The 22,048-nt window shown below is 72.8% G+C and carries 17 protein-coding genes; all 17 read right to left on the reverse strand.

Going from position 1 to position 22,048, the window contains the following annotated elements; translation table 11 throughout:
• Nucleotides 1-133 precede the first annotated feature (133 nt).
• Nucleotides 134-2,746, reverse strand: a complete 2,613-nt coding sequence (locus tag ACFVSN_RS15155; protein ID WP_387599689.1) for a hypothetical protein — start codon at nt 2,744-2,746, stop codon at nt 134-136.
• Between the two features lie 241 nt (nt 2,747-2,987).
• Nucleotides 2,988-3,587 carry a hypothetical protein gene (locus ACFVSN_RS15160; protein ID WP_387599691.1) on the reverse strand — a complete coding sequence of 200 codons (600 nt, stop codon included), beginning with the start codon at nt 3,585-3,587 and terminating at the stop codon, nt 2,988-2,990.
• A gap of 49 nt (nt 3,588-3,636) precedes the next feature.
• On the reverse strand, nt 3,637-4,671 hold the full coding sequence (locus ACFVSN_RS15165; RefSeq protein ID WP_387599694.1) for a hypothetical protein: 1,035 nt from the start codon (nt 4,669-4,671) through the stop codon (nt 3,637-3,639).
• Between the two features lie 72 nt (nt 4,672-4,743).
• Complete coding sequence (locus ACFVSN_RS15170) at nt 4,744-5,796, reverse strand: PstS family phosphate ABC transporter substrate-binding protein (protein WP_380439633.1); 1,053 nt, start codon at nt 5,794-5,796, stop codon at nt 4,744-4,746.
• Between the two features lie 320 nt (nt 5,797-6,116).
• A complete protein-coding gene (locus ACFVSN_RS15175; RefSeq protein ID WP_380439635.1) occupies nt 6,117-6,521 on the reverse strand; it encodes a hypothetical protein in 405 nt (134 codons plus the stop codon).
• The gene (locus ACFVSN_RS15180; protein ID WP_387595520.1) at nt 6,511-7,017 is read right to left on the reverse strand and encodes a hypothetical protein; all 507 of its coding nucleotides are present in this window, start codon (nt 7,015-7,017) and stop codon (nt 6,511-6,513) included. The genes ACFVSN_RS15175 and ACFVSN_RS15180 overlap by 11 nt, the downstream gene beginning before the upstream one ends.
• Nucleotides 7,018-7,208: 191 nt before the next feature.
• Complete coding sequence (locus ACFVSN_RS15185; protein WP_380439639.1) at nt 7,209-9,017, reverse strand: GAF domain-containing protein; 1,809 nt, start codon at nt 9,015-9,017, stop codon at nt 7,209-7,211.
• A gap of 54 nt (nt 9,018-9,071) precedes the next feature.
• Complete coding sequence (cydD, locus tag ACFVSN_RS15190) at nt 9,072-12,566, reverse strand: thiol reductant ABC exporter subunit CydD (RefSeq protein WP_387955386.1); 3,495 nt, start codon at nt 12,564-12,566, stop codon at nt 9,072-9,074.
• Nucleotide 12,567: 1 nt separating this feature from the next.
• Entirely contained in the window at nt 12,568-13,569 is a 1,002-nt protein-coding gene (cydB, locus tag ACFVSN_RS15195; protein ID WP_387955388.1) for a cytochrome d ubiquinol oxidase subunit II, read from the reverse strand.
• Between the two features lie 19 nt (nt 13,570-13,588).
• The gene (locus ACFVSN_RS15200) at nt 13,589-15,151 is read right to left on the reverse strand and encodes a cytochrome ubiquinol oxidase subunit I (RefSeq protein ID WP_380439646.1); all 1,563 of its coding nucleotides are present in this window, start codon (nt 15,149-15,151) and stop codon (nt 13,589-13,591) included.
• 361 nt (nt 15,152-15,512) lie between these two features.
• Entirely contained in the window at nt 15,513-16,874 is a 1,362-nt protein-coding gene (locus ACFVSN_RS15205; RefSeq protein ID WP_387955390.1) for an oxygenase MpaB family protein, read from the reverse strand.
• A complete protein-coding gene (locus tag ACFVSN_RS15210) occupies nt 16,867-17,139 on the reverse strand; it encodes a hypothetical protein (protein WP_380439650.1) in 273 nt (90 codons plus the stop codon). Before ACFVSN_RS15210 ends, ACFVSN_RS15205 begins: the two co-directional genes overlap by 8 nt.
• A 66-nt stretch (nt 17,140-17,205) precedes the next feature.
• The gene (locus ACFVSN_RS15215; RefSeq protein ID WP_380497481.1) at nt 17,206-18,738 is read right to left on the reverse strand and encodes a sensor histidine kinase; all 1,533 of its coding nucleotides are present in this window, start codon (nt 18,736-18,738) and stop codon (nt 17,206-17,208) included.
• Nucleotides 18,739-18,754: 16 nt separating this feature from the next.
• Nucleotides 18,755-19,582 carry a response regulator transcription factor gene (locus ACFVSN_RS15220; protein ID WP_380439654.1) on the reverse strand — a complete coding sequence of 276 codons (828 nt, stop codon included), beginning with the start codon at nt 19,580-19,582 and terminating at the stop codon, nt 18,755-18,757.
• Between the two features lie 426 nt (nt 19,583-20,008).
• The gene (locus ACFVSN_RS15225) at nt 20,009-20,386 is read right to left on the reverse strand and encodes a hypothetical protein (protein ID WP_387955392.1); all 378 of its coding nucleotides are present in this window, start codon (nt 20,384-20,386) and stop codon (nt 20,009-20,011) included.
• 414 nt (nt 20,387-20,800) lie between these two features.
• The gene (locus tag ACFVSN_RS15230; RefSeq protein ID WP_387955394.1) at nt 20,801-21,169 is read right to left on the reverse strand and encodes a hypothetical protein; all 369 of its coding nucleotides are present in this window, start codon (nt 21,167-21,169) and stop codon (nt 20,801-20,803) included.
• A gap of 266 nt (nt 21,170-21,435) precedes the next feature.
• Nucleotides 21,436-22,047: a DUF5666 domain-containing protein gene (locus ACFVSN_RS15235; protein WP_387955396.1), complete on the reverse strand. Its 612-nt coding sequence runs from the start codon at nt 22,045-22,047 to the stop codon at nt 21,436-21,438.
• Between the last annotated feature and the right edge of the window lies 1 nt (nt 22,048).

Raw genomic sequence — 22,048 nt, forward strand, 5'->3', positions numbered from 1 at the left:
GTGCTCGGGGACGGCTGCGTGGGAACGGCTGCATGGAACGGCTGTGGGGGAACGGGCAGGGAGCGTGCGCCCGCCGGAAGGGGCTCGGCGGGGCCGGGACGGCGGCCCCGCCGAGTCGTTCGCCGCGTCGGCGTCAGGGCCTGCGGCGCAGCCGCGACCAGCCCCGGCGCACTGCGGCCACCGCCTTGTCGCCGGCCGGGGTGCCGCCGAGGAGCAGCGCGGCCGGCCCGCCGACCACCAGCACCAGGCCGGCGATCAGGGCGACGGGCAGCAGCAGCCGCGCCAGGCCCGATCGGTCGGCCAGCGGGGTGCCGGCCGCCACCGGGGCGGCGGACAGCGGGCCCTTGGCGGTCGGCGTCCCAGTGGGCTTGGCACCCGCGGCCGGCGGTGCCGCGGCAGCGGGCGCACCGGCGCCCGTACCGGCCGCGGTGGACCCGTCGGTGGCGGTGCCGTTCCGGCCGGAGCCCGTCCCGGTGCCGTCGGGGGCGGTGCCGCCCGCCGAGCCGTTGTCGCTCACCGGGGTGGAGCCTCCGCTGCCGCCCGCCGGGGCGGAGGTGGCGCCGCCCCCGGAGGTGCCGCCCGCGACGGCCGGCGGGTTCGGCGGGGCGGCCTGGTTCCCGGGCAGCTTGCCGTCCTGCGCGGCCACGTGCGCGGCCGCGTCCTGGGCCTGGGCGCGCTGGGCGGCGGTCAGGGCGAGGAAGCCCGGGGCGAGCTGGCCGGGCTCGATGCCGTACACCTGGCCGCCGTTGGTGACCGACTTGAGGAAGTTCGCGATCGCACCGGCCTTGGCCTCCGGCACTCCGCTCGTCGGGACCATCGCGTACTGCACGGTGGTCAGCGGGTAGGCCTTCTGGTCCCGCGAGTACGCGGTGTCCGCGGCGCCGTAGGGCAGCTGCTGCACGCCGGTGGCGGCATCGACCGTCATGTCGGCGACGGCGGCCTGGAAGCCGGACCGCTCGGGGGCGACGAAGGCGCCCGCCGGGTTGAGCAGGGCCGCCTCGGGCATCGAGAACGCCTTGGCCTGGCCGGCGTCCATGATGGCGAGCAGGGCCCGTTCACCCGGGGCCTGGACGGGGCAGTCCAGGTGCCGGCCGTCCGATTCGGAGTTCGGCTGCTGGCAGGTCGGCTTGCCCTCCAGGATGTTGCGGGCCACCCGGCTCAGGCCGAGCAGGGAGGGGTTCCACTCGTACTGCTTCCAGTGGGCGAGGTCCACGGTGGTGGTCGACACGCCCGGGCCGGTGAAGTCCTGCGGCTGGAAGGCCTCGACGGGGTACCCGGGGAACTGCGGCCGCAGGTAGAAGGTGTCGATCCGCATGCCCCACGGATCGGGCTCGCCGTCGAGGAAACGGGCCGCCTCGGGGTCGCTCGCGATCCACGAGGTCACCTGGTAGGTGAGGTCGGTGGTACCGCCGGCGACGGACGGGAAGACGGTCAGGATCCCGCCGCAGTTGGTCGGCCAGTGGATTCCGTTCGCTTCCGTCTGCGGGTTCAGCTTGATGAACTCCGGGTCCGTGAACAGGCACGTCGGGTTGCCCGCCACCGACTTGATCGGATCGCCCGGCGAGTCGTAGGACTGGGTCAGGAGCTTGGCCAGCAGCCGGGCGTTCAGCCGCAGGTCGCGGATCTGGCGCCCGGTCGTCCTGTCGTCGATCGCGAACACCACGGAGATGCCGGTCGTGGTCAGGGGCGCGTAGACGTACGGCCGGGCCGGCGGCGACTGGTCCGGCCTGGCCGTGAGCGCGACGTCGGTGGTCCCGCCGAAGAACGCCGTCCGCGCCTGCGGTTCACCGCCGGCCGAGGCGTACTGGACGGTCAGCGGGGAGCTGCCGAGGCACAGACCGGACCGCCACTGCTGCATGGCGCGGTTCGCCATCTCCAGGCCCTGGGCCCGGAGGTCGGCGGCGGCCGCCGCGCAGTCGTCCGGGGTGGGGGCGAAGTGCAGGGGGACGACCACGTGATGGCCCCAGGCGCACTGCTCGCTGCTGCGGTTCCTGGTCTTCCAGTTCTCCATGCCGGGGCGCAGGGTGGAGTCCGTCGCGGCCTTGAAGATCTGCGAGCCGACGTCCATCCGGTGGTCTTCGCAGTCGGCCTGGCCCTTGCGGAGCTTGTAGTAGTCGATCGGGTCGCCGCCGTAGTTCGGCTCGACCACGAGGGAGCAGGGGTTCGCCGCGTCACACCCGAGTCCGACGCTCTGCTGCTTGTTCCAGACCTCGATGGAGGCCGCGCCGGAGCCGTCCTGGCCGGTCGCGGCGATCACCATGTTGGACCGGAGTTCGGGCGCTTCCAGACCCGAGGGACGCGCCTTCTGCTCGAAGCCGAGCGAAGCCTCCCCTCCGTAGAGCGTGCTTCCGTAGCAGTCCGTGATGAGGGGGTTCTCGCCCTTGCACTCGTAGATCCGCACCGCGTAGGCGATGTCCTCGGAATCCTTGATCGCCTTGATCACCGGCTTGCCGGTGACGGACCGGGTCGGCGTGAACCCGCTCCAGGAGACCTGTAGCACCTGGTTGGTCAGGTTCTCCGTCTGGGAGACCGTCACGCTCCCCTCGGGCCCGTACCCCTTCTTCTCCGGGATCCAGACCTTCGGTCCCTGCACCGTCTTCGCGGAGTCCGCCCGCGCCTCGGGCACCGCTCCCAGGCCCACCGGGACCACCGCGAGTGCCGCCACCACGGCCCAGACGAGCGCCAGGGCCGGCAGTCGCCGGCGCCACCACCCTCGGCCTCCCGGGTCGGGTTCGCGGATTCTCATGGCGGGGACCTCCGGTGGGTGCGAGCCGCCGGTGGGCGGCGCGGGGCGTCGATGGCGCTGGGCCGGATGGCTCCGGTGCGTACCATTCGGCCAGCCGGACATGGCCGGATCCGGTCGGCCAGATGTACGAGGCCACAACGCGACTCCCCTGTAACGGAGTTGGCCGCTCCCAAGGCGGGCGGGCCCGCGCCGGAGCGCGGACCCGCCGAGCTGCCCCGGTGGCGTCCACCGGGCCGAGACGTCAGCTGCCGGGCGTGTAGGTCACCGCGAGCGAACCGATCGACTGGCCGGCCGTGAAGAAGGTCGTGCCGAGGTTGGTGTCGAGGTACTGCGCGGCGGCCGCGTCCACCTTCAGACCGGTGGTGTCGAGCGTCTGGGCGGTGCCGTTGCGGCCGACCGAGACCCGGCCCGCCGGGTCCAGCAGGGCCACCGGGGCCGTCGCGCCGTCCGGCACGGCGAAGAACCTGCCCTTGTTGATCACGAGGTCGAGCTGCTTGAAGATCACGGTCTTGCCCGTGGCGATGTTGACGAACAGCAGGTCGCCGCCGAACTGGATGTCACCGTTGAACGCCGGGATGTTCGCGACGCCGCCCGAGACCGGGAAGGTCGTGGTGAGGCCGGTGGTGTCAGCGTAGGCCGGGGTCGCCGGCGGGAGCGGGACGATCACGATGCCGTTGGTCACCGCGTTCTGGAGGAACGTCAGGTCGGAGGTCACGACGGCCTGCCCGGTGGGCGGCGTGGTCGTGACGGTGGTGTCGGCCGCGGCGGCGCCGCTCAGGCCGGTCACGGCGAGGACGACGGCGGCACCGGTGGCGGCGAGCCGGACACGGGTTCTTGACATGGTGAACTCCTTGGGAGAGGTGGGTTCCACTGGTGCGGAGAGGAGCCGGTCAGGAGTGGATGGAGCTGCCGCAGTCGAAGCCCTGTAGCGGCAGGAGGCCGAAGCTCTGCAGGTCGCCGGCCGCCGTCGGGCTGGTGCAGATCCAGCCGGTGGGGCCGAAGATGTTCTGCAGCGCGGTGGCGTGCGCGTCGGTCGCGGTCCAGTCGGCGTCCCGGACGACGTTGTAGAGGATGTGGCTGTAGACGGTCCCGGCGAACGCGTCGCCGATCCTCCGGTTCGCCGTGTCGACGGGCGCGACACCGTCGATGCTGCGCAGGGTCAACGGGCCGGGAACGTCCGAGCCGCCGCCGCGGCCGTAGAGCACTTGCCAGATGTAGTGGCTGACCGAGTACGGGACGATCGCGTCGGGATCGCTCAGCGCCGGGTCGGATCCCTGGTTCTCCTGGGTGCCCTGGATGACGCAGCTACCCGGGGTGACCGGACTGCCGCCACCGATGGTCTTCAGGAAGAAGGCCCTGACGTTGGAGTCGTACGCCGGGAGGAAGGGCTTGGCCGTGGAGTCGGAGTACGCCGGGTCGATCTGATGCCAGTTGGTGACGTTGCAGGTGTAGAGGTCCCTGAGGTTCTGCGTCGTCAGGTTCGCCGGCACCCGTGATCCTCCGGCCACCGCGACCGCCTCCTTGGCGAACGCCACGAAGTCGTCGCTCACCTGGTCGCCGCTCTGCGGGTCGCGGGCGGCGCCGGCGCAGTCGACGCCGCTGCCCGGCAAGTCGAGAGCTCTCAGTCCCCCGGTGGTGTTGCTCGGCCGGGTGATCGGGTTCGCTCCCGCCTTCGCCGTGATCGGCGACGGTCCCTGCGGGCCCCAGACGTACCAGCGCGGAGCGCCGGGGTCGGTCAGCGAGGCGTTGTAGTCGCCGCTGAGCTGGTTCAGCACGTCGGACGCGCCCTGCGGCGCCGTACACACGATGTCCTGGGCGCCCGGGATCACCCCGGGCGCTGGATCGGCGGCGGCCGGGGCGCTGACGCCCGCGGCGAGTGCCGCGACGACGGCCGCCGTGAACAGCGGAGCCGGAGTCCTGCGCATGGTCCCGTCCCTCTCATCAGGGGCGGCGGCCACGGGCGCGAAGCCCGTGGCCGCCGGATGGTGCGGGGTTGGTCAGGAGTGGATGGAGCTGCCGCAGTCGAAGCCCTGCAGCGGCAGGAAGCCGTAGCTCTGCAGGACGGTCGCACCGGCGCTGCTGCAGATGAAGCCGCCGTTGCCGAAGATGTTCTGCAGCGCGGTGGCGTGCGCGTCCGAGCCGGTCCACTCGGCGTCACGGATGACGTTGTAGACCACGCGCGCGTAGGAGGAGGCGGCGAAGGCGTCGCTGATCTTCTGGTTCGGGACGTCGACCGGCGCGGTGCCGTCGACCGAACGGATGGTCAGCGGGCCCTGGACGTCGGCGCCGCTGCCCTGGTTGAAGTAGACCTGGCCGATGTAGTGGGCCACGGAGTAGGGGACCACGGCGTCGAGGTCGGCGAGGGCCGGGTCGCTGCCCTGGTTCTCCTGGGTGCCCTGGATGACGCAGCTGCCCGGGGTGACCGAGGTGCCGCTGCCGATCGCCTTCAGGAAGAAGGCCCGGGTGCCGGAGTCCTTCTGCGGCAGGAACGGCTTGATGGTCGCGTTGGTCAGCGTGGGGTCGATCTGGGTCCAGTTGGTGACGTTGCAGGTGTAGATGTCCTTGAGGTTCTGCGTGGTCAGGTTCGCCGGGGCGTGGCCGTTGTTCGGGGCCGCCCAGGCCACCGCGTCCTTGGCCATCGCGACGAAGTCGTCGGTGGCCGGGTCGCCGGTCGAGCCGCTGACCGGGCCGCGCGAGGAGCGGGCGAAGTCGAGGGTCGTGCTGGTGTTGGCGTTCAGCGCGTTGATGCCGGCGCCGGAGCCGTTCGGGCGGGTGATCGTGCCGGCACCGGTCTTGGGGGTGATCGGCGAGGAGCCGATCGCGTCCCAGCTGTACAGCCGCGGCGCGTTCGGGTCCGTCAGCGTCGCGTTGTAGGCGGTGGAGAGCTGGTTCAGCACGGCCTGGGTGGTGTCCGAGCCGGCACCCACGATGTCCTGGGCGGCCGGGGTGACACCGGCGGCCGGGTCGGCCACCGCGGTGCCGCTGAAGACGGTGGCGACCGAGGTCGCCAGGGCGGCGGCGGTGAGCAGCTTGGCAGCGGTCTTACGCATGTTCCTCTTCCTCCGGTGGGAGAGACGTCCATCGCGTGAATCCCGTACTCCCGGGGGGAGTTCGGGGCCGGTGGCCGCCTCCGCTGCGGCCCGTCCGGCAGTGCAGATCCTGTCCGCCGGGGCGGTTGCGCCGGAAGGGTGGTCGAGACCGGCCCCAGAATGTCGATTCGTCGGTTCGGCGAGGTTTAGCGACTGGTCAGCCGGTCCGCAACAGTGCGGAAACAAGCAGCTCAGCGGGCCTGGACGTTCTTCTCCAGGTGGCGGCTCGGGGGGTTGCCGGATACCTGCGCTTCACCGGAACAGCACGGACGGACGGCGCGCTACAGCGACCAGATGCCGTCCGGCCCCGACCGCCGCACCTCCTGCCCCAGCCGGTGGAGTCCGGCCAGGAACCCGTCGATCCCCGCCTGGCACTGGTCGCGCCGCAGGTACCCGCGCGCGCTGCGCGCCACCGGAACGGAATCGGCCGCCCCCGGCCGGGTGGTGCGCACCGGCAGGTAGGCGGCCCAGACCCACTGGCGCCCCTCGGACTGTCCGACCGAGCACCGCAGCACCGCTCTCTCGATCAGCAGTTCTCTTACGGCGTCGGCGAGTTCGTCCTCGTTGCGGTACGTCCGGACGCCCACGCCGAGCGGCCGCCCGTTGGCCGCGCGCAGCGCCCAGCCGACGCAGCGGTCGGCCGCCGGCACGACGAGCAGCCGGGGACCGCGCCGCTCAGCGGCCATCGGTGCGTCTCAGTGACGCGGTCCGCCCCGGCAGTTCACGCCCAGGCAGTTCACGCCCAGGCAGTTCCCCTGTGGGCGGCTCACGCCCGGGCAACTCGCGCGCCGAGAACTCGCGCGCCGACAACTCACGCGCCGGCTGCTTGGCGAGCAGCACGACGAAGCGGCGGAACGCGTTCTGGCAGGTGGCGTACCGCTCGTAGGCCCGGCTGGAGCGCACCTCGGGGAGGCTGCGGGAGCCGGGGACGACCCAGATCCATCCGATGCCGTCCCGGACGTGGGTGATGCGCGCGGTGAGTTCGGCGGCGCCGGCGCGCAGCCCGTCGAAGCCGCGCTCGGCCTCGCCGACCGTCTCGAACGCGGCCGGGGTGATGGCGACCACCCGCCCGTTCGGCGCCTTGAGCTGCCAGCGGTAGCGCCCGTCCGGCGCCCGCTCGGTGCGGAACCCCCCTCGGCTCGCTGGTCCTGCTGCGGCGTGACCACGGCCCGACGCGTCCACTGCTCCCCCCGTCCGGTTCCCCTCCGAGACGGAGCAAAGCTATGTGTGCACACGGACACGCCGGAAGGGGCGGACGCCGACAACTTACGCCGTTGGTCGGGAAGTTCTCCCTTGTTCAGCTTTCACCAATCCACCACCGGGCCTCCCCCCGTCGTCCCCGAACCGTTCGTGTTCCGGGCCCGCTTCGACGCTCAGAGCCGGGACGTCCAGCAGACCCTCGTGCCCTTCCCGTACGGGCCGCCCTCGTGCCACGCGTCGCCACCGAGGGCCTCGGCGCGGCGGGTGAGGTTGAGCAGGCCGCTGCGCCGGCCGCCCGCGGGGATGCCGACGCCGTCGTCGGTGACGGTGAGCAGCACGCCGGGCCGGCCGCCGCGGTCGAGCGACTCCGGGTCGCCGCCGACCGGGTGCCCGGCGTCGTCGAGGTGGACGGTGGCGTCGATCTCCACGCCGACCCGGGAGGCCCGGGCGTGGCGGGCCGTGTTGGAGAGCATCTCCCGCAGTGCGGCCAGCAGTTGACGCCCGGTCTTGTCGCCGACGAGGCTCTCCACCGGCCCGACGAAGCTCACCGCGGGCTTGAAGCCGAGCGCCGCCGCGGCCTGGCTGGCCTCGCGCAGGACCCGGGTGCGCAGGGTGTCGGGGACGTCGCCGTGGTTGTCGTGCTGGAGCGCGTAGATGGTGGTGCGGACCTCCTGGATGGTGGCGTCGAGTTCGTCGACGGCCTTGCCGATGCCGACCTTCACCTCGGGCACGACGGAGCGGCGGGCGGCGCTCTCCAGGATCATCCCGGTGGCGAACAGCCGCTGGATCACGAGGTCGTGCAGGTCGCGGGCGATCCGGTCGCGGTCCTGGAAGACGGCGAGGCGCTGCTGGTCGCGCTGGCCCTCGGCGAGCCGCAGGGCGAGCGCGGCCTGCGAGGCGAAGGTCTCGGCGAGCTGCTTCTCGCTGTCGGTGAAGGGCAGCGCGCCGCGCGCACGCCAGACGCAGAGCCCGCCGAGGACCCGGCCGGCGGCGACCATCGGGACGGCCATGGACGGGCCGAAGCTGCGGGCGAGCCGGATGACCACGGTCGGGTCGCTCGACATGTCGTCGAGGTACACGCTCTCGCCGGCGAGCAGCCGGGTGGCGAAGCTGTCCTTGGGCAGCAGCTCGCCGCGGACGAACTCGGCCGCCTCGCCGGACGCGTGGGCGACGCGCATCTGGGAGACGTCCTCGCCGTCGGCGGCGGTCGGCAGCAGGATCATGCCGAGCGAGGCGTCCGCCAGCTCCCGCACCTGCTCGGCGGCGACGGTCAGCGCGACCTCGGCCTCGTCGGTGGAGAGCAGCGCCGTGGTGACGGCGGCGGCGCCGGCGATCCAGCGCTCGCGGCGCCGGCCCTCCTCGTACAGGCGGGAGTTCTCGATGGCGACGCCGGCCGCGGCGGCGAGCGCGTTCACCACCTGCTCGTCCTCGGGGGTGAAGGCGCCGCCGCCCTTCTTCTCCGTCAGGTAGAGGTTGCCGAACACCTCGTCGCGGACCCGGATCGGCTCGCCGAGGAAGGTCTTCATCTGCGGGTGGTGCGGCGGGAACCCGGAGGAGCGCGGGTCGCTGCCGAGGTCGGCCAGGCGCAGCGGTTCGGGGCGGTCGATGAGCGCGCCGAGGATGCCGCGCCCGGCGGGCAGTTCGCCGATCTCGGCGGCGGTCGCGTCGTCGATGCCGACGTGGATGAAGTCGGCCAGGCCGTGCCCGCCGGGGGCGATCACGCCGAGGGCCGCGTACCGGGCGTCGACGAGTTCGGCGGCGCCGGTGGCGATGCGGTGCAGGGTGGCGTGCAGGTCGAGTCCGGCGCCGATGGAGACGACGGCCTCCAGCAGCCGCTGCATCCGGTCGGTGACGGCGGCGGCCGACTGGAGGCGTTCCGCGACCTCGGTGACCAGGGTGTCCAGGCCGAGCGAGGCGATCTCGGGCACCCGGTGGGGGGTGGGCTCCGGGGCGGCGGCGGGGAGGTCTGGCGTGGGGTCCATGAAGATGAGCCTAGTTTGTACGGTTTTCATCCGAAGGACGGCGCGACGGAGCGGCTACCGGGCCACCAGCGGGCCGTCCGCCTCCAGCAGGCCGTCCGCCTCCCGCTCCCGCCGCCACATCGCGTGCAGCCGCCCGTCGCCGTCCGCGAGCAGCTCCGACCAGCGGCCCCGCTCGGCCACCCGGCCGCCGTCCAGCACCAGCACCTCGTCCACGGTGTCGTCGTCCAGCCCGGCCAGCCGGTGGGTGATCAGGACGGTGGTGCGGCCGGCGGTGGCGGCGAGCAGGTCGGCGGTGAGCGCGTCGGCGGTGGGCAGGTCGAGGTGTTCGGCGGGCTCGTCGAGGACGAGCACCGGGAAGTCGGCGAGCAGGGCCCGGGCGAGCGCGAGGCGCCGGCGCTGGCCGCCGGAGAGGCGGGCGCCGTGCTCGCCGACCATGGTGTCGAGGCCGTCCGGCAGGCCGTCCGTCCAGTCGAGCAGCCGGGCGCCGGCCAGGGCGGCGCGCAGTTCGTCCTCGTCGGCGCCCGGCCGGGCGAGGCGCAGGTTCTCCCGGAGCGAGCTGTCGAAGACGTGGGCGTCCTGCGCGCAGAGGCCGATCACCCGGCGGACGTCGTCGCCCGGGAGCGCACGGCTGTCCACAGCCTGTGGACGGCCGGCGGCGAAGGTGACGCCGCCCGCAGCCGGCTCCAGGAAGCGCAGCAGCGCCTGGGCGAGCGTGGTCTTGCCGGAGCCGGACGGGCCGACGACGGCGATCCGGCGCCCGGGCGCGAGATCGAGGTCCACCCCGGACAGGGCGTCCTCGGCCCGTCCGGGGTAGCGGACCGCCAGGCCGCGCACGGCGATCGGCAGCGGCTGCGCGGGCAGCGCCGCCGCCTCGACCGGCTCGGTGACCGCGGGCTCCGCGTCCAGCACTTCGTCCAGCCGGGCCCGCGCGGCGCGGCTGCGCTGGCGGGCCTGGACGGCGAGCGGCATCCCGGTGACGGCCTCGAACGCGGCGAGCGGGGTGAGCACGACGACGGCCAGGCAGACCGGCGCCAGCGCCCCGGTGTGCACACCGCGCAGGCCGACGGCCGCGGCGGCGGTCACCGTCAGCCCGGCGAGCAGCGTGATCAGCCCGGTGCCGAGCGCGGTGGTGGCGGCCGAGCGGGCGGCCAGCCCGGTCAGCGCCGCGTCGGCGCTGCGGACGGCGGCGAGCCGGCCGGGCAGCGCACCGGCGACGGTGAGTTCGGCGGTGCCGGAGAAGGCGTCGACGACGGCGGTGGTGAGCCGTCCCCGCGCCGGGGCCTGCCGCCGCTCGGCACCGGCCGACCAGCGGGCGGCCAGCGCGGGCACCACGGCGCCCGCGAGCAGCAGCCCGACGCCGAGGACGACACCGGCGGCGGGCAGGAAGGCGCCCATCGCGACGGCCGCGGCGAGCGACACGACGCCGGCGACGGCGGCCGGCAGCCGCCAGCGCAGGTAGTGGTCCTGGATCGCGTCGACGTCGGCGACCAGCCGGGAGAGCAGGTCGCCGCGCCGGAACGCGGGCAGTGCGGCCGGGGCGAGCGCGGTGAGCCGCCGGTAGACGGCGGCGCGCAGCGTGCCGAGGGTGCGCAGCACGGCGTCGTGCGAGACGAGCCGTTCGGCGTACCGGAAGACGCTGCGGCCGATGCCGAACGCGCGGACGGAGGTGACGGCCATCATCAGGTAGAGCACCGGCGGCATCTCGGAGGCGTACGAGATGAGGTAGCCCGACGTGGCCATGAGGGCGACGGCGCAGCCGAGGGCGAGCGCGCCGAGCAGGATCGACAGCGCGAGCCGGGGCGCGGCGGTGCCGGCCGGGGTCTCGTCCTCGACGGCGGTCGCGGCCACCGGGCGTCCGCTGTGGGGCAGGAGCTCGACCGCGGCGGCGGCCGGAGCGGCGGCGCCCGCCAGCCGCACCCGCTCGTCCGCGACGGCCAGCAGCGCCGGCCGGTGGGCGACCACCAGGACCGTGCGCGCCGGGTCCTCGGCGAGCGCCCGGACGGCCTCCACGACGGCCGCCTCGGAGGCGCCGTCCAGGTTGGCGGTCGGCTCGTCGAGCAGCACCAGCGGGCGGTCGTCGGCGAGCAGCACGCGGGCGAGCGCGATCCGCTGCCGCTGCCCGGCGGAGAGCCCGGCGCCGTCCTCGCCGAGGACGGCGTCCAGGTCCGTCACGAAGTCCAGCGCGTGGGCGGAGCGCAGCGCCGTCCACAGCTCGTCGTCGCTCGCCTGCGGCCGGTGCAGGCGCAGGTTCTCGGCGACCGTCCCGGCGAACAGGTGCGGGTGCTGCGGCACCCAGGCGATCTGCCGCTGCCAGGTGGCCGGGTCGAGCTCGGCCAGGTCGTACGCGCGGCCGTCGGCGGCGGTGATCCGGACGGTGCCGGCGTCCGGCGCGGTCAGGCCGAGCAGGACGGACACCAGGGTGGACTTGCCGGCCCCGCTCGGTCCGGTCAGGGCGACGGTGGCGCCCTGACGCAGCGTCAGCCCGGCGCCGTCCAGCGCGGGCTCCGTCCGCCCGGGGTGCCGCACGACCAGGCCGTCCGCCGTCACCGTCGCGCCGGCGAGCGCGGGGGCCGGGACGACCCCGGCGGCGGGCAGCGGCGTCTCCAGCACCTCGAAGATCTCGTCCGCCGCCGTCAGCCCCTCCACGCTGGAGTGGTAGAGCGCGCCGACCTGGCGGATCGGGAAGTACACCTCGGGGGCGAGGATGAGGACCAGCAGCCCCGTCTCCAGGTCGAGCGTGCCGTCCACCAGCCGGAACCCGATGGACACCGCGACCAGCGCGACCGACAGCGTGGAGAGCAGTTCCAGCGCGAACGAGGAGATGAACGCGATCCGCAGGGTGCGCAGGGTCGCCCGGCGGTAGTCGGCGGTGATGCGGGCGATCGTGGCGGCCTGTGCCCGCGCCCGGTTGAACACCTTGAGGGTGGGCAGGCCGGCCACCACGTCGAGGAAGTGGTGCGAGAGCCGGGCCAGGGTCTGCCACTGCCGGTCCATCCGGGACTGGGTGGCCATCCCGATCAGCACCATGAACAGCGGGATCAGCGGCAGCGTCCCGGCGATGATCGCGGCCGAGGTGAGGTCGGCCCCCGCGATCCGCAGCAGCACGATCGCCGGCACGGCCACCGCGAGCGCCAACTGCGGGAGGTAGCGCGCGAAGTAGTCGTCGAGGGCGTCGACGCCGCGGGTCGCGAGGGTGGTGAGCTCGCCGGTGCGCCGGCCCGCCAGGTAGGCCGGGCCGAGCGCGGTGGCGTGGTCGAGCAGCCGGCGCCGCAGGGTGGACTTCACCCGGGCGACGGACCGGTGCGCGGTGAGCTCGGTGAGCCAGCCGACCAGCCCCCGCCCGACGGCGGTCAGCGCGAGCAGCACCAGCGGGGTGGTGAGCTCGCCGGGCGTCGCCCCGTGCCGGAAGCCGCGCACGACGATCTCGGCGAGCAGGCTCGCCTGCGCGACCACCAGGACGGCGCCCGCCGCGCCGAGGAGCACGGATCCGGCGAGGAAGGCCCGGGTGGTGCGGGCGTGCCCGAGCAGTCGCGGGTCGACCGGCTTCATGTCAGTGCCCGGCCGGGATGTGCTGGACGCCGATGCGCTTGCGGAACACCCAGTACGTCCAGCCCTGGTAGAGCAGCACGAGCGGGGTGAACACGGCCGCGACGATCGTCATCAGCTTCAGCGTGTACGGCGAGGACGCGGCGTTGGTGACGGTCAGGCTCCACTCGGGGTGCAGCGTCGACGGCATGACGTTCGGGAAGAGCGCCAGGAACAGCATCGCCACCGCCGCCACGATCGTCGCCCCCGAGAGGATGAACGCCCAGCCCTCGCGGCCGCGTTGGTTGGCGACCAGGGAGCCGGCCAAGGCCGCCACGGCGACCACCAGGGCCACCAGGCTCCGGCCGTTGCCGCTGTCGGCCTGGGTCCAAGACAGGAAGGCGAGGGCCAGCACCGCAGTCACCGTCCCGGCCAGGAGCGCGGCCCGGCGCGCCCGCAGCCGGATCTCGCCGACCGTCTTCAGCGCGGCGAACACCGCGCCGTGGAAGGTGAAGAGGCCGAGCGTCACCAGGCCGCCGAGCAGCGCGTACGGGTTGAGGAGGTCCCAGAGGGTGCCGACGTAGTTCTTCTGCGCGTCGATGTCCACGCCGCGCACGATGTTGGCGAAGGCCACGCCCCACAGGAAGGCCGGGATCAGCGAGGTCCAGAAGATGGCCTCCTCCCAGTTCCGCTGCCAGCACTCGCCGTCGCGCTTGGCCCGGTACTCGAAGGCCACGCCGCGCACGATCAGGCAGACCAGGATGGCCAGCAGCGGGATGTAGAAGCCGCTGAACAGCGTCGCGTACCAGTCGGGGAAGGCCGCGAAGGTCGCGCCGCCTGCGGTCAGCAGCCAGACCTCGTTGCCGTCCCACACCGGGCCGATCGTGTTGATCAGCACCCGCCGCTCGGCGGTGGTCCTGGCCAGCGGCTTGGTGAGCACGCCGATCCCGAAGTCGAAGCCCTCCAGGAAGAAGTAGCCGATCCACAGGACGGCGATCAGGACGAACCAGACGTCGTGGAGTTGCATGTCAGATCCCCTGTGGTGCTCAGTAGGCGAACGCGAGCGGCTTGTCGGCGTCCTCGTCCGCGGACGGTCCGCGCAGGGACGGGTCCACGGTCGGCGGCTGCTCGGACACCACCGGACCGGCCTTGGCGTACTTGACCAGCAGCCGGACCTCGATGACGGCGAGGATCGCGTACAGCGTGGTGAAGGTGACCAGGGCCCCGATCTGGGTGCCGACGCCCACGTTGGGGGAGACCGCACTGGCCGTGGTCATCAGGCCGAACACGGCCCAGGGCTGGCGGCCCATCTCGGTGAAGATCCAGCCGAAGCTGTTGGCGATCAGCGGGAAGCCCATGGTCAGGATGCCGATCCGCCAGCTCCACTTGGTCAGCAGCGGGCCCAGTTCGCGCTTCGGGGTGAGCATCAGCCGCGGCACCTCGGTGTCGCCGGTGCGGAACTCGGGGTGCAGGAAGAGCTTGCGCCGGGTGGTCCAGAGTCCGACCAGACCGGCCGCGAAGGAGGTCATCCCGAAGCCGATCATGAGGCGGAAGCCCCAGAAGGTCATGAAGATGCTCGGGATGTAGTCCTTCGGATCGCCGCCGTACTTGGCGGCCTCGGCGGCCGCGGTGTCGTTGATGCCGGGGACGGAGGAGCTGAAGTCGCTGTGCGCGAGGAAGGAGAGTATCCCCGGGATCTCCAGCTCGACCGAGTTGTGGCCCTTGCTGACGTCACCGATCGCGAAGACCGAGAACGGCGCCGGCGACTGGGTGTCCCACAGCGCCTCGGCGGCGGCCATCTTCATCGGCTGCTGCTCGAACATCACCTTGCCCAGCGAGTCGCCGCTGATCGCGGTGCCCAGGCCGAAGACGACGGCCAGCACCAGGCCGAGCCGCAGCGACGTGCGCATCACGGCGGTCTTCTTGGGGTCGGCGGTCTCCGCCCCTCCACTCTTCTCAAACAGCCGCTTGGCCTTCCAGAGGTGGAAGGAGGCGATGCCGACCATGAAGGCCGCGCCGGTGAGGAAGGCGGCGGTCAGGGTGTGCGCGACGACGGTGAGGGTGGTGTTCTGGAACAGCACCTCGGTGATGTCGGTGAGCTGCGCCTTGCCGGTGACCGGGTCGATCGCGTAGCCGACCGGGTGCTGCATCCAGGAGTTGGCGGCGAGGATGAAGTAGGCGGAGAGCACGGTGCCGAGGGCGACCATCCACATGCACGCGCAGTGGATCTTCTTCGGCAGCTTGTCCCAGCCGAAGATCCACAGGCCGATGAACGTGGACTCGAAGAAGAAGGCGATCAGCGCCTCCATCGCGAGCGGGGCCCCGAAGACGTCGCCCACGAACCGGGAGTAGTCCGACCAGTTCATCCCGAACTGGAACTCCTGGACGATGCCGGTGACCACGCCCATCGCGATGTTGATCAGGAAGAGCTTCCCCCAGAACTTCGTGGCGTGGAAGTACTTCTCCTTGTTCGTCCGCACCCAGGCGGTCTCCAGTCCGGCCACGACGGCGGCCAGGCTGATGGTGAGCGGGACGAAGAGGAAGTGGTAGACGGTGGTGATGCCGAATTGCCATCTGGCGATGGTTTCGTGAGCGATTGCCAGTTCCACGTCGCCCTCTCTCCAACCTGCCCTTTCGGGCACATTCAGGACAAACTTCTTCTTTAGCCGTAGACCGCTGCCTAACCACGCAAGCTTGTCCGCTTGTGAACGTGAACACGTTCACAAGGGCCAGTATCCATCATCCTTACGGGGGGTCCTCACGCGGGGTTGGGTTTGACCAGGGCGAAGGCCTGCAAGGCGGTGCGCACAGTCTGCGGAGCCCCGAGCGGCAGCGACAACGAACGCCCGGGCGGATCCGGTGATCGTCTTGGACGCCCCGGCACTTGACACGGCCGCCCCACCGGCCCCGGGGCGGGGCGGACAGCGTGAAAGGGCGCCCCGGAACTCCGGGGCGCCCTACCTCCCGACGCTACGGACGGCCGAGCAGCCAGGTGCCGGGGGTGGAGGGGGCGCGGGCCGTGAAGAAGGCGGTGAAGCCGCGCAGGAACTCGTCCAGGGTGATCCGGCCGTCCCCGTCGGTGTCCAGCTGGCGGAAGCCGTGGGAGAGTTCGGCCGGGTGGACGCGCGGGCCGCCGAAGACGGCGCGGTACTCGTCGGCGTCCAGGTGACCGTTTCCGTCGGTGTCGGCGGCGGTGAAGACGGCGCGCAGCGCGGGCAGCAGGCCGGCCTCCAGGTAGGCCGGGTCGCGGTCGCAGCCGGCGATGGTGGCGGCAACGAACTCCTCCCGGCTCACCTCACCGTCGCCGTCGGCGTCCATGCTCTCGCGCAGCTGCTCCCACCAGCCCTCGAAGGCCGTGTGGACGGCGGCCTCGCCGGCGTCGTCGAGCTCCAGCTGCCAGCACACGTTGTGGGCCATCGCCCGCAGGTCGTGCACCGTGAGCCGGCCGTCGCCGGTCTGGTCGAGCACCTCGCGGAAGAACCGGTCCAGCCGGGGCCGACGGGTGTCCCGCCGCGTCGGGCGCCAGCGGGACGGCGGGCGCTGCTCCGGCGAGCGGTAGCGCAGGCGGTCCGGCAGCCGGCGCAGGACGCCCCCGGCGCCGTGGTGCAGCAGCCGGGACAGCAGGGCGGCACGGCGGGTGCGGACCAGGCCGAAGCGCTCCCGGACGACGGGCGGCAGGTCGGCGATCGTCAGCGCCGTCACCACCCGGGCCACCACCGCCCGCACGGCACGCCAGCCCGCGTCCCCGAGGAACCGGAGCCGGCGCGGCCGGGGCGCCTCGCGCAGGATGTCGAACAGCAGGTAGCGCGCCGACTCGGTGAACTCCAGCCGCTCTCTGGCGACTTTGACGAAGTATCCGGGCAAGTCGGCTGCCGACTGCGGGAGTTCACCCGCCGGAAGCCCGAAGGCGGCAACGACTTCGACGAACTCGCGATACACCTGGTCGAGTTCGCCACGGTCGTACGGATCTCCGCCCAACTCCCGCATGGTGACGACCGATTCGAAGAGCGTCAGCAGCACCCACGCCCTGGTCGCCGCATCCTTCGCGTCGTACGCACGCCCGTCCGCGTCCGTCCCGCGGATCCGCTTGTGCGCCCGCTCCAGCCGCGCGACCTCGCGCCGGAGCGCGTCGGCGTCCTGGTAGAACAGCCGCCGCCCGCTCCCCAGCGTGTGCTCCACCCGCCGCCACGGATGCGCGTGGTACGTCGAGTGCTCGTCCATCCCCGCCCCGACCACCGGATGCGCCGCCTGCAACACCAGCAGCCGCCACGCGACCAGCCCCACCCGCCACTCGGCCAAGTCCCGCCGGAACGACACCCCCGCCTCAGCCACGCCGCTCCCCGGTGATCTCCGGCCCGATGACGAACCCCTTGGCCGGGCCCTCCTCGATCACGGCTTCCTTGCCGTACGGGACCCGCGCGGAACGGTTGTAGGCCCGGCGTTCGACATCCGGGTCGGTGAGGATCGTCACCGCGCCGCCGTGGTCGTCATCGTCGATGATCTCGGCCCTGACGTGCTCCGGGACTCTGAAGCGTTTCCAGACGTCCCAGAGCCGTTCTTCGGGGCTCATCACGCTTTCCTCGGCCTCGGGGTTCATGGTCCGAACCGTGGCACGGATCCTGCCCGCCGATCGGGTGATCGGGTCGTATTCACCCGATCGGGGTCAGGAGGCCGTGGTCGTCGGGAGTTCGACGCGGAAGGTGGCGCCGGCGCCCGGGGAGGTTTCGAGGGTCAGCGTGCCGCCGTGCGCGTGGGTGAGGGCGGTGGCGATGGCGAGGCCGAGGCCGGCGCCGCCGCCGTCGTGGCGGCTGCGGGAGGCGTCGACGCGGTAGAAGCGCTCGAATACCTGGAGGGCCTGGTCCTCGGTCAGGCCCGGGCCGGCGTCGGCGACCTCCAGGAGGCAGACGCCGCCCGGCCCGCCGCCGACGCCTATCCGGACGGGGGTGCCGGGCGGCGTGTGCTTGACGGCGTTGCCGACCAGGTTGGTGACGACCTGGCGCAGCCGCGCCTCGTCGCCGAGGACGGGGGCCGCGCCGGGGGCGCCCGTCCCGGCCGGGCCGGTGAGGGCGACCGGGCGGGTCGGGTCGAGGGCGGTGAGGTCGTGCAGGGCGTCGGCGGCGAGGGTGCGCAGGTCCATCGGGGCGAGGTCGAGCGGGCGTTCCTCGTCGAGCCGGGCGAGCACCAGGAGGTCCTCGACGAGGGCGCCCATGCGCACGGCCTCGCTCTCGATCCGGGTCATGGTGCGCCGCACGTCCTCCTCGGTGGGCAGCGCGCCCATCCGGTACAGCTCGGTGAAGCCGCGGATGCCGGCCAGCGGGGTGCGCAGTTCGTGCGAGGCGTCGGCGATGAACCGCCGCATGCGGGCCTCGGATTCGGCGCGCGCGGCGAACGCGGCCTCGATCTGGGTGAGCATCCCGTTGAGCGCGATGGACAACCGCCCGACCTCGGTGCGGCGGGAGGGCCCGGGCATGCGGTGGGAGAGCTCGCCGGCCGCGATCCGGGCCGCGCCGGCCTCGATGCGCCGCAACGGGCGCAGCCCGGTGCGGACGGCGAAGAAGCCGAGGGCGGCGATGATGACGAACACGGCGCCGCCGATGGCGAGGAAGGAGGTGCGGAGCTTGCCGATGGTCGCGTCGATGTCCTCGCGGGAGACGGCCACCATCAGGTAGGTCGGGGTGACGAGCGGCGACGCGTAGGGGCTGGCGACCGTCCCGGCGCCGGGCGTCTTGGCCGGCTGGAGCGGCAGGACGAGCACCCGCCAGCTGCGGTGACCGCGCTGGTCGGGCAGGTCGAAGGGCACGTCGGGGGCGGTGGCGGCCGGGTCGAGGCCGGCCAGCTGGGGCGCCGGGTCGCTGTCGGAGACCGGCTGGCGCATGACGCCCTGCACCTTGCCGTCGGAGGTGAGGTACTGCACCAGGTACTGGCTGGGCAGGCCCTGCCCGCGCCGCCCGTTGACGGGCAGCCGCCCCCCGGCGTCGGGCGGGCTGAGCTTGCCCGGCGACCGGTGGGACATCGGCAGCCCGAAGCGCTGGAGCTGCTGGTCGAGCTGCTCGACCAGCTGCACCCGGACGGTGCCGAGCACGATGGTGTCGCTGACCACGAGACCGGTGGTGACGAGGGCGAGCACGAGCACGAGCAGCCGGGCACGCAGCGAGAGCCGGGAGGTGAAGCGGGGCAGCACGGGACGGATCGGCACGGGCGGGCGGGTCCGGTCAGCCCTGCGGGGGCCGGCGCAGGGCGTAGCCGATGCCGCGCACGGTGTGGATCAGCTTGGGGCCGTGGGCGGGGCCGGAGTCGAGCTTGCGGCGCAGGTAGGAGATGTAGGACTCGACGATGGAGAGGTCGCCGCCGAAGTCGTAGGCCCACACGTGGTCGAGGATCTGGGCCTTGGAGACGACCCGGCCGACGTTGGCCATCAGGTAGTGCAGCAGCTTGAACTCGGTCGGGGAGAGCGAGACCGGGATGCCGCCGCGGGTGACCTCGTGGGCGACGGGGTCGAGGCTGAGGTCGGCGACGATCAGCCGGCCGTCCTCGGCGGGGCCGCCGGCCCGGCGCAGGATGGCGCGGATCCGGGCGATCAGCTCTTCGAGGCTGAACGGCTTGGTGACGTAGTCGTCGGCGCCCGCGGCGAGGCCCTGGACCTTGTCGCCGACGCCGTCCTTGGCGGTGAGGAAGAGCACCGGGAGGTGGTCGCCGGGGTGGCCGTGGGCGGGCCCGGCGATCTGGCCGCGGCTGGTCTGCTCGCGCAGCTTCTCGACGACGGTGAAGCCGTCGAGGTCGGGAAGCATGACGTCGAGGACGACGAGGTCGGGACGCTCGTGGGCGATCAGCCGCAGGGCCTCGGTGCCAGTCGCGGCGGAGGCGACCCGGAAACCGGAGAACCGCAGGGAGGCGGAGAGCAGTTCGCGGATGTTGGGCTCGTCGTCGACGACGAGGAGGAAGGCCTCACCCGGCCCGCCGGCCACGGCGGAGCCGCCTGGCGTGGTCACAGTGCCTTGCACGGGGGTTTCGCCTCCCGGTCGGACGATGGCGTTCAGCATGAGGCTAGCCCCCGGAGGCTATGCGGCATGGATGAATGTTGGATTAACACCTTATCGGTCGGTTTTTGGCCGACAGGCCTACGACGAAGGGCTGGGTGGTGTGCGTACCGGCGAGTACGCAAACGCCGCCGGCCGGAGAGGTGGCTCCTGCGTCGCACGCGGCAGGGTCGACTCCGCGATCAGCTCGAACTGCCGCGGCGAGGTACTTGAAGACCGTCCCCATGACCGGGCCGGCAAAGGGGTTCAGGCGGGCCTCCATCGTCCACTCCCAGGGTGCCGGTCGTGCGCTGTCACCGACGAAGGCAGGACAGCCCCTCATTGCGGGGAAGCGTCGCCTCGCGCAGGCGTGCGCGAGGCGACGCAGAGGAAGGACCGCAGCGCAGGAAGTCGGCTGGGCCGACTTCCTGCGCTCTGATCCGAGAGAACTCAACTGCTCCATCGCGTCGAAGAGCCGTCCGGAGCGGTGTAGCCGACGAGCAGTCCCTCCGGCCCCGCCTCAACGGTGAACCATTCGCGGCGGGGGCGGTTGTGGTCGAGCCAGGACCTGTGCGCGGCCTCGATCAGCTGCCAGAGGTCACGGGGACCGCTGACGAGGACGGTGTCGTCCTGCACGTAGGCGACCGAGCCGTCCGCCGGGTCGTGGAGGGTGCTGCCGCACCGGACGACCGTGGGGCCGAGGTGGAGACCCGCCCAGAACGAGAACCCGTGGTCGTCCAGGACACGGGAGCCGGTCGCAGTAGTCCGCCCCCCGGCCCCCGGCTCGGGAGCCGGCGGGCCGGGCTCGTCGGCGGAGCGCAGGGGCATGAAGACGGCGGGCTGGTGGACGAGGAGGTCGCCACCCCGCGCAGCCCGTCCGGTCCGGCATCCTCGGCGTGCACACCGTCGACCTCGGTCACCAGCACCTGGTCCCCGTACACCTCGCGCAGCCAGGCACCGTCCGCTCCCCGCCAGGGGAGGTGAACACCACCGTCCTCCCGGAAGAACACGGGCACGAACGGATGCCGGGGCACATTGAGGAACGCCTCGACCACCCGCGACGACAGCACAGCAGTGCCCCGCTCGATCTCCGAGGCCAAGTCGATGCGCGCCCGCAGAAGTTGCGCATCGCTGTAGAGCGCAATGGTCATCCTCGCTCGGCCCCTTCCAGGTAGTCGCAGATGGCGGCCGTGATGGGCAGCCCGGTCGCCTGCTCGATGAACCCGTACTGCCCGTTGCGGTTCACCTCAAGGAACGTCCAATCGCCGGAGGGGGAAACGACGAAGTCGAAGCGCCGTAGGGAAGGGCGAGTTCGTCGAGCATGCTCAGGACCCCACTCGCCACCGCGTCCGGCGGATCGCAGACGCGATACGTCAGGCTGTCGTAGTCGCTGCGCCAATCAACGTGGGCAGCCGTCGAGTCGGCGTGGATCTCGGCGGCGAACAGCTGTCCAGCAACGGCGGTCAGCCGGACCTCGTGCGCTTTGGGAACCCATTCCTGGAACAGGTGCACCGTGGTGGAGATCGAAGGGTGGTCGACGTCACCCGGTGCCAGCACGCTCGCGTAGACGGCGACCGACTCGCCGTCGAGCGTCCCACGGATCGGGAGCAAGGGGCCGCAGGAGCGATTCGCCAGGGGGTGAGCTCGTCGGCCTTGGCGCGCTGGAGGAGGTCGGCGAGCTTCTGGGGGGGTGGCGCGGAGGATGACCTCGCTCTCGTCGGACCGAGACCATGCTCGACGGCCGCATCCGGGTGACGTTCTCACCGTCGCGCTCGGCGTCGTCGCGACGCTCAGGATGAAACCGCCGACGACCGCGAGCAGTAGGGCGCGCGAAGGCCCCCGCCCGATGACGGGCGAGGGCCTCGCGGCGGGCCGGGTCAGCCGCCGGACGGGGTGCGGTTGCCGCCACCGCCGCCGAAGCCGCCGCCCGCGCCGGCGGCGCCTTCGACGAGCTGGCTGGCGGTGTAGCCACCGTTGGCGTCGGGGGTGCCGACGACGGTCACGCTCTGGCCGGGCTGCAGGTCCGCGACCTTGCCGTCCTTGTTGAGCTGGACCTTCGTCGCGTCGCCGGTGGTGACCTTGACGGTGTTGCCGTTGGCGTCGGTCAGGTAGACGGTCGTGCCGTCCACCGCCTTCACCGTGCCGCGCGTGAAGCCGGGCTGTCCGCCCTGCCCCTGGCCGCCCTGGCCACCGCCCCTGCGGGAGCCGGTGCCGCCCTGGCCGCCGTAGCCGCCCTGCCCGCCCGCCGCGGCACGCTGCGACGCGCCGGCGGCCGAGGCCCGGGGCGCGGCGGAGGTCGTCCCGTTGTTCTGCTGGTACCAGACCCCGCCCGCGAACGCGGCCGTGGCGATCACGCCGCCCGCGAGGAGCAGCGAGAGCCAGGGCAGCGGCCGGCGCGGCGGCGCCGCGAGCTCGCCGGCGACGTCCCGGGCGTCCGGCGGGGTGGCGAGGAGGGCGACCTGTTCGGCCGGGTCGTTGATCTCGGTCATG

The organism is Kitasatospora sp. NPDC057904 (assembly GCF_042887925.1).
GTDB lineage: Bacteria > Actinomycetota > Actinomycetes > Streptomycetales > Streptomycetaceae > Kitasatospora.

Excerpts from the sequence above, each read along its gene's own strand:
- ACFVSN_RS15170 (WP_380439633.1), bottom strand. The coding sequence starts at position 5,796 with ATGCGTAAGACCGCTGCCAAGCTGCTCACCGCCGCCGCCCTGGCGACC.
- ACFVSN_RS15160 (WP_387599691.1), bottom strand. The coding sequence starts at position 3,587 with ATGTCAAGAACCCGTGTCCGGCTCGCCGCCACCGGTGCCGCCGTCGTC.
- cydB (WP_387955388.1), bottom strand. The coding sequence starts at position 13,569 with ATGCAACTCCACGACGTCTGGTTCGTCCTGATCGCCGTCCTGTGGATC.
- ACFVSN_RS15210 (WP_380439650.1), bottom strand. The coding sequence starts at position 17,139 with ATGAACCCCGAGGCCGAGGAAAGCGTGATGAGCCCCGAAGAACGGCTC.
- ACFVSN_RS15155 (WP_387599689.1), bottom strand. The coding sequence starts at position 2,746 with ATGAGAATCCGCGAACCCGACCCGGGAGGCCGAGGGTGGTGGCGCCGG.
- ACFVSN_RS15165 (WP_387599694.1), bottom strand. The coding sequence starts at position 4,671 with ATGCGCAGGACTCCGGCTCCGCTGTTCACGGCGGCCGTCGTCGCGGCA.
- ACFVSN_RS15185 (WP_380439639.1), bottom strand. The coding sequence starts at position 9,017 with ATGGACCCCACGCCAGACCTCCCCGCCGCCGCCCCGGAGCCCACCCCC.
- cydD (WP_387955386.1), bottom strand. The coding sequence starts at position 12,566 with ATGAAGCCGGTCGACCCGCGACTGCTCGGGCACGCCCGCACCACCCGG.
- ACFVSN_RS15175 (WP_380439635.1), bottom strand. The coding sequence starts at position 6,521 with ATGGCCGCTGAGCGGCGCGGTCCCCGGCTGCTCGTCGTGCCGGCGGCC.
- ACFVSN_RS15225 (WP_387955392.1), bottom strand. The coding sequence starts at position 20,386 with ATGCCCCTGCGCTCCGCCGACGAGCCCGGCCCGCCGGCTCCCGAGCCG.
- ACFVSN_RS15220 (WP_380439654.1), bottom strand. The coding sequence starts at position 19,582 with ATGCTGAACGCCATCGTCCGACCGGGAGGCGAAACCCCCGTGCAAGGC.
- ACFVSN_RS15235 (WP_387955396.1), bottom strand. The coding sequence starts at position 22,047 with ATGACCGAGATCAACGACCCGGCCGAACAGGTCGCCCTCCTCGCCACC.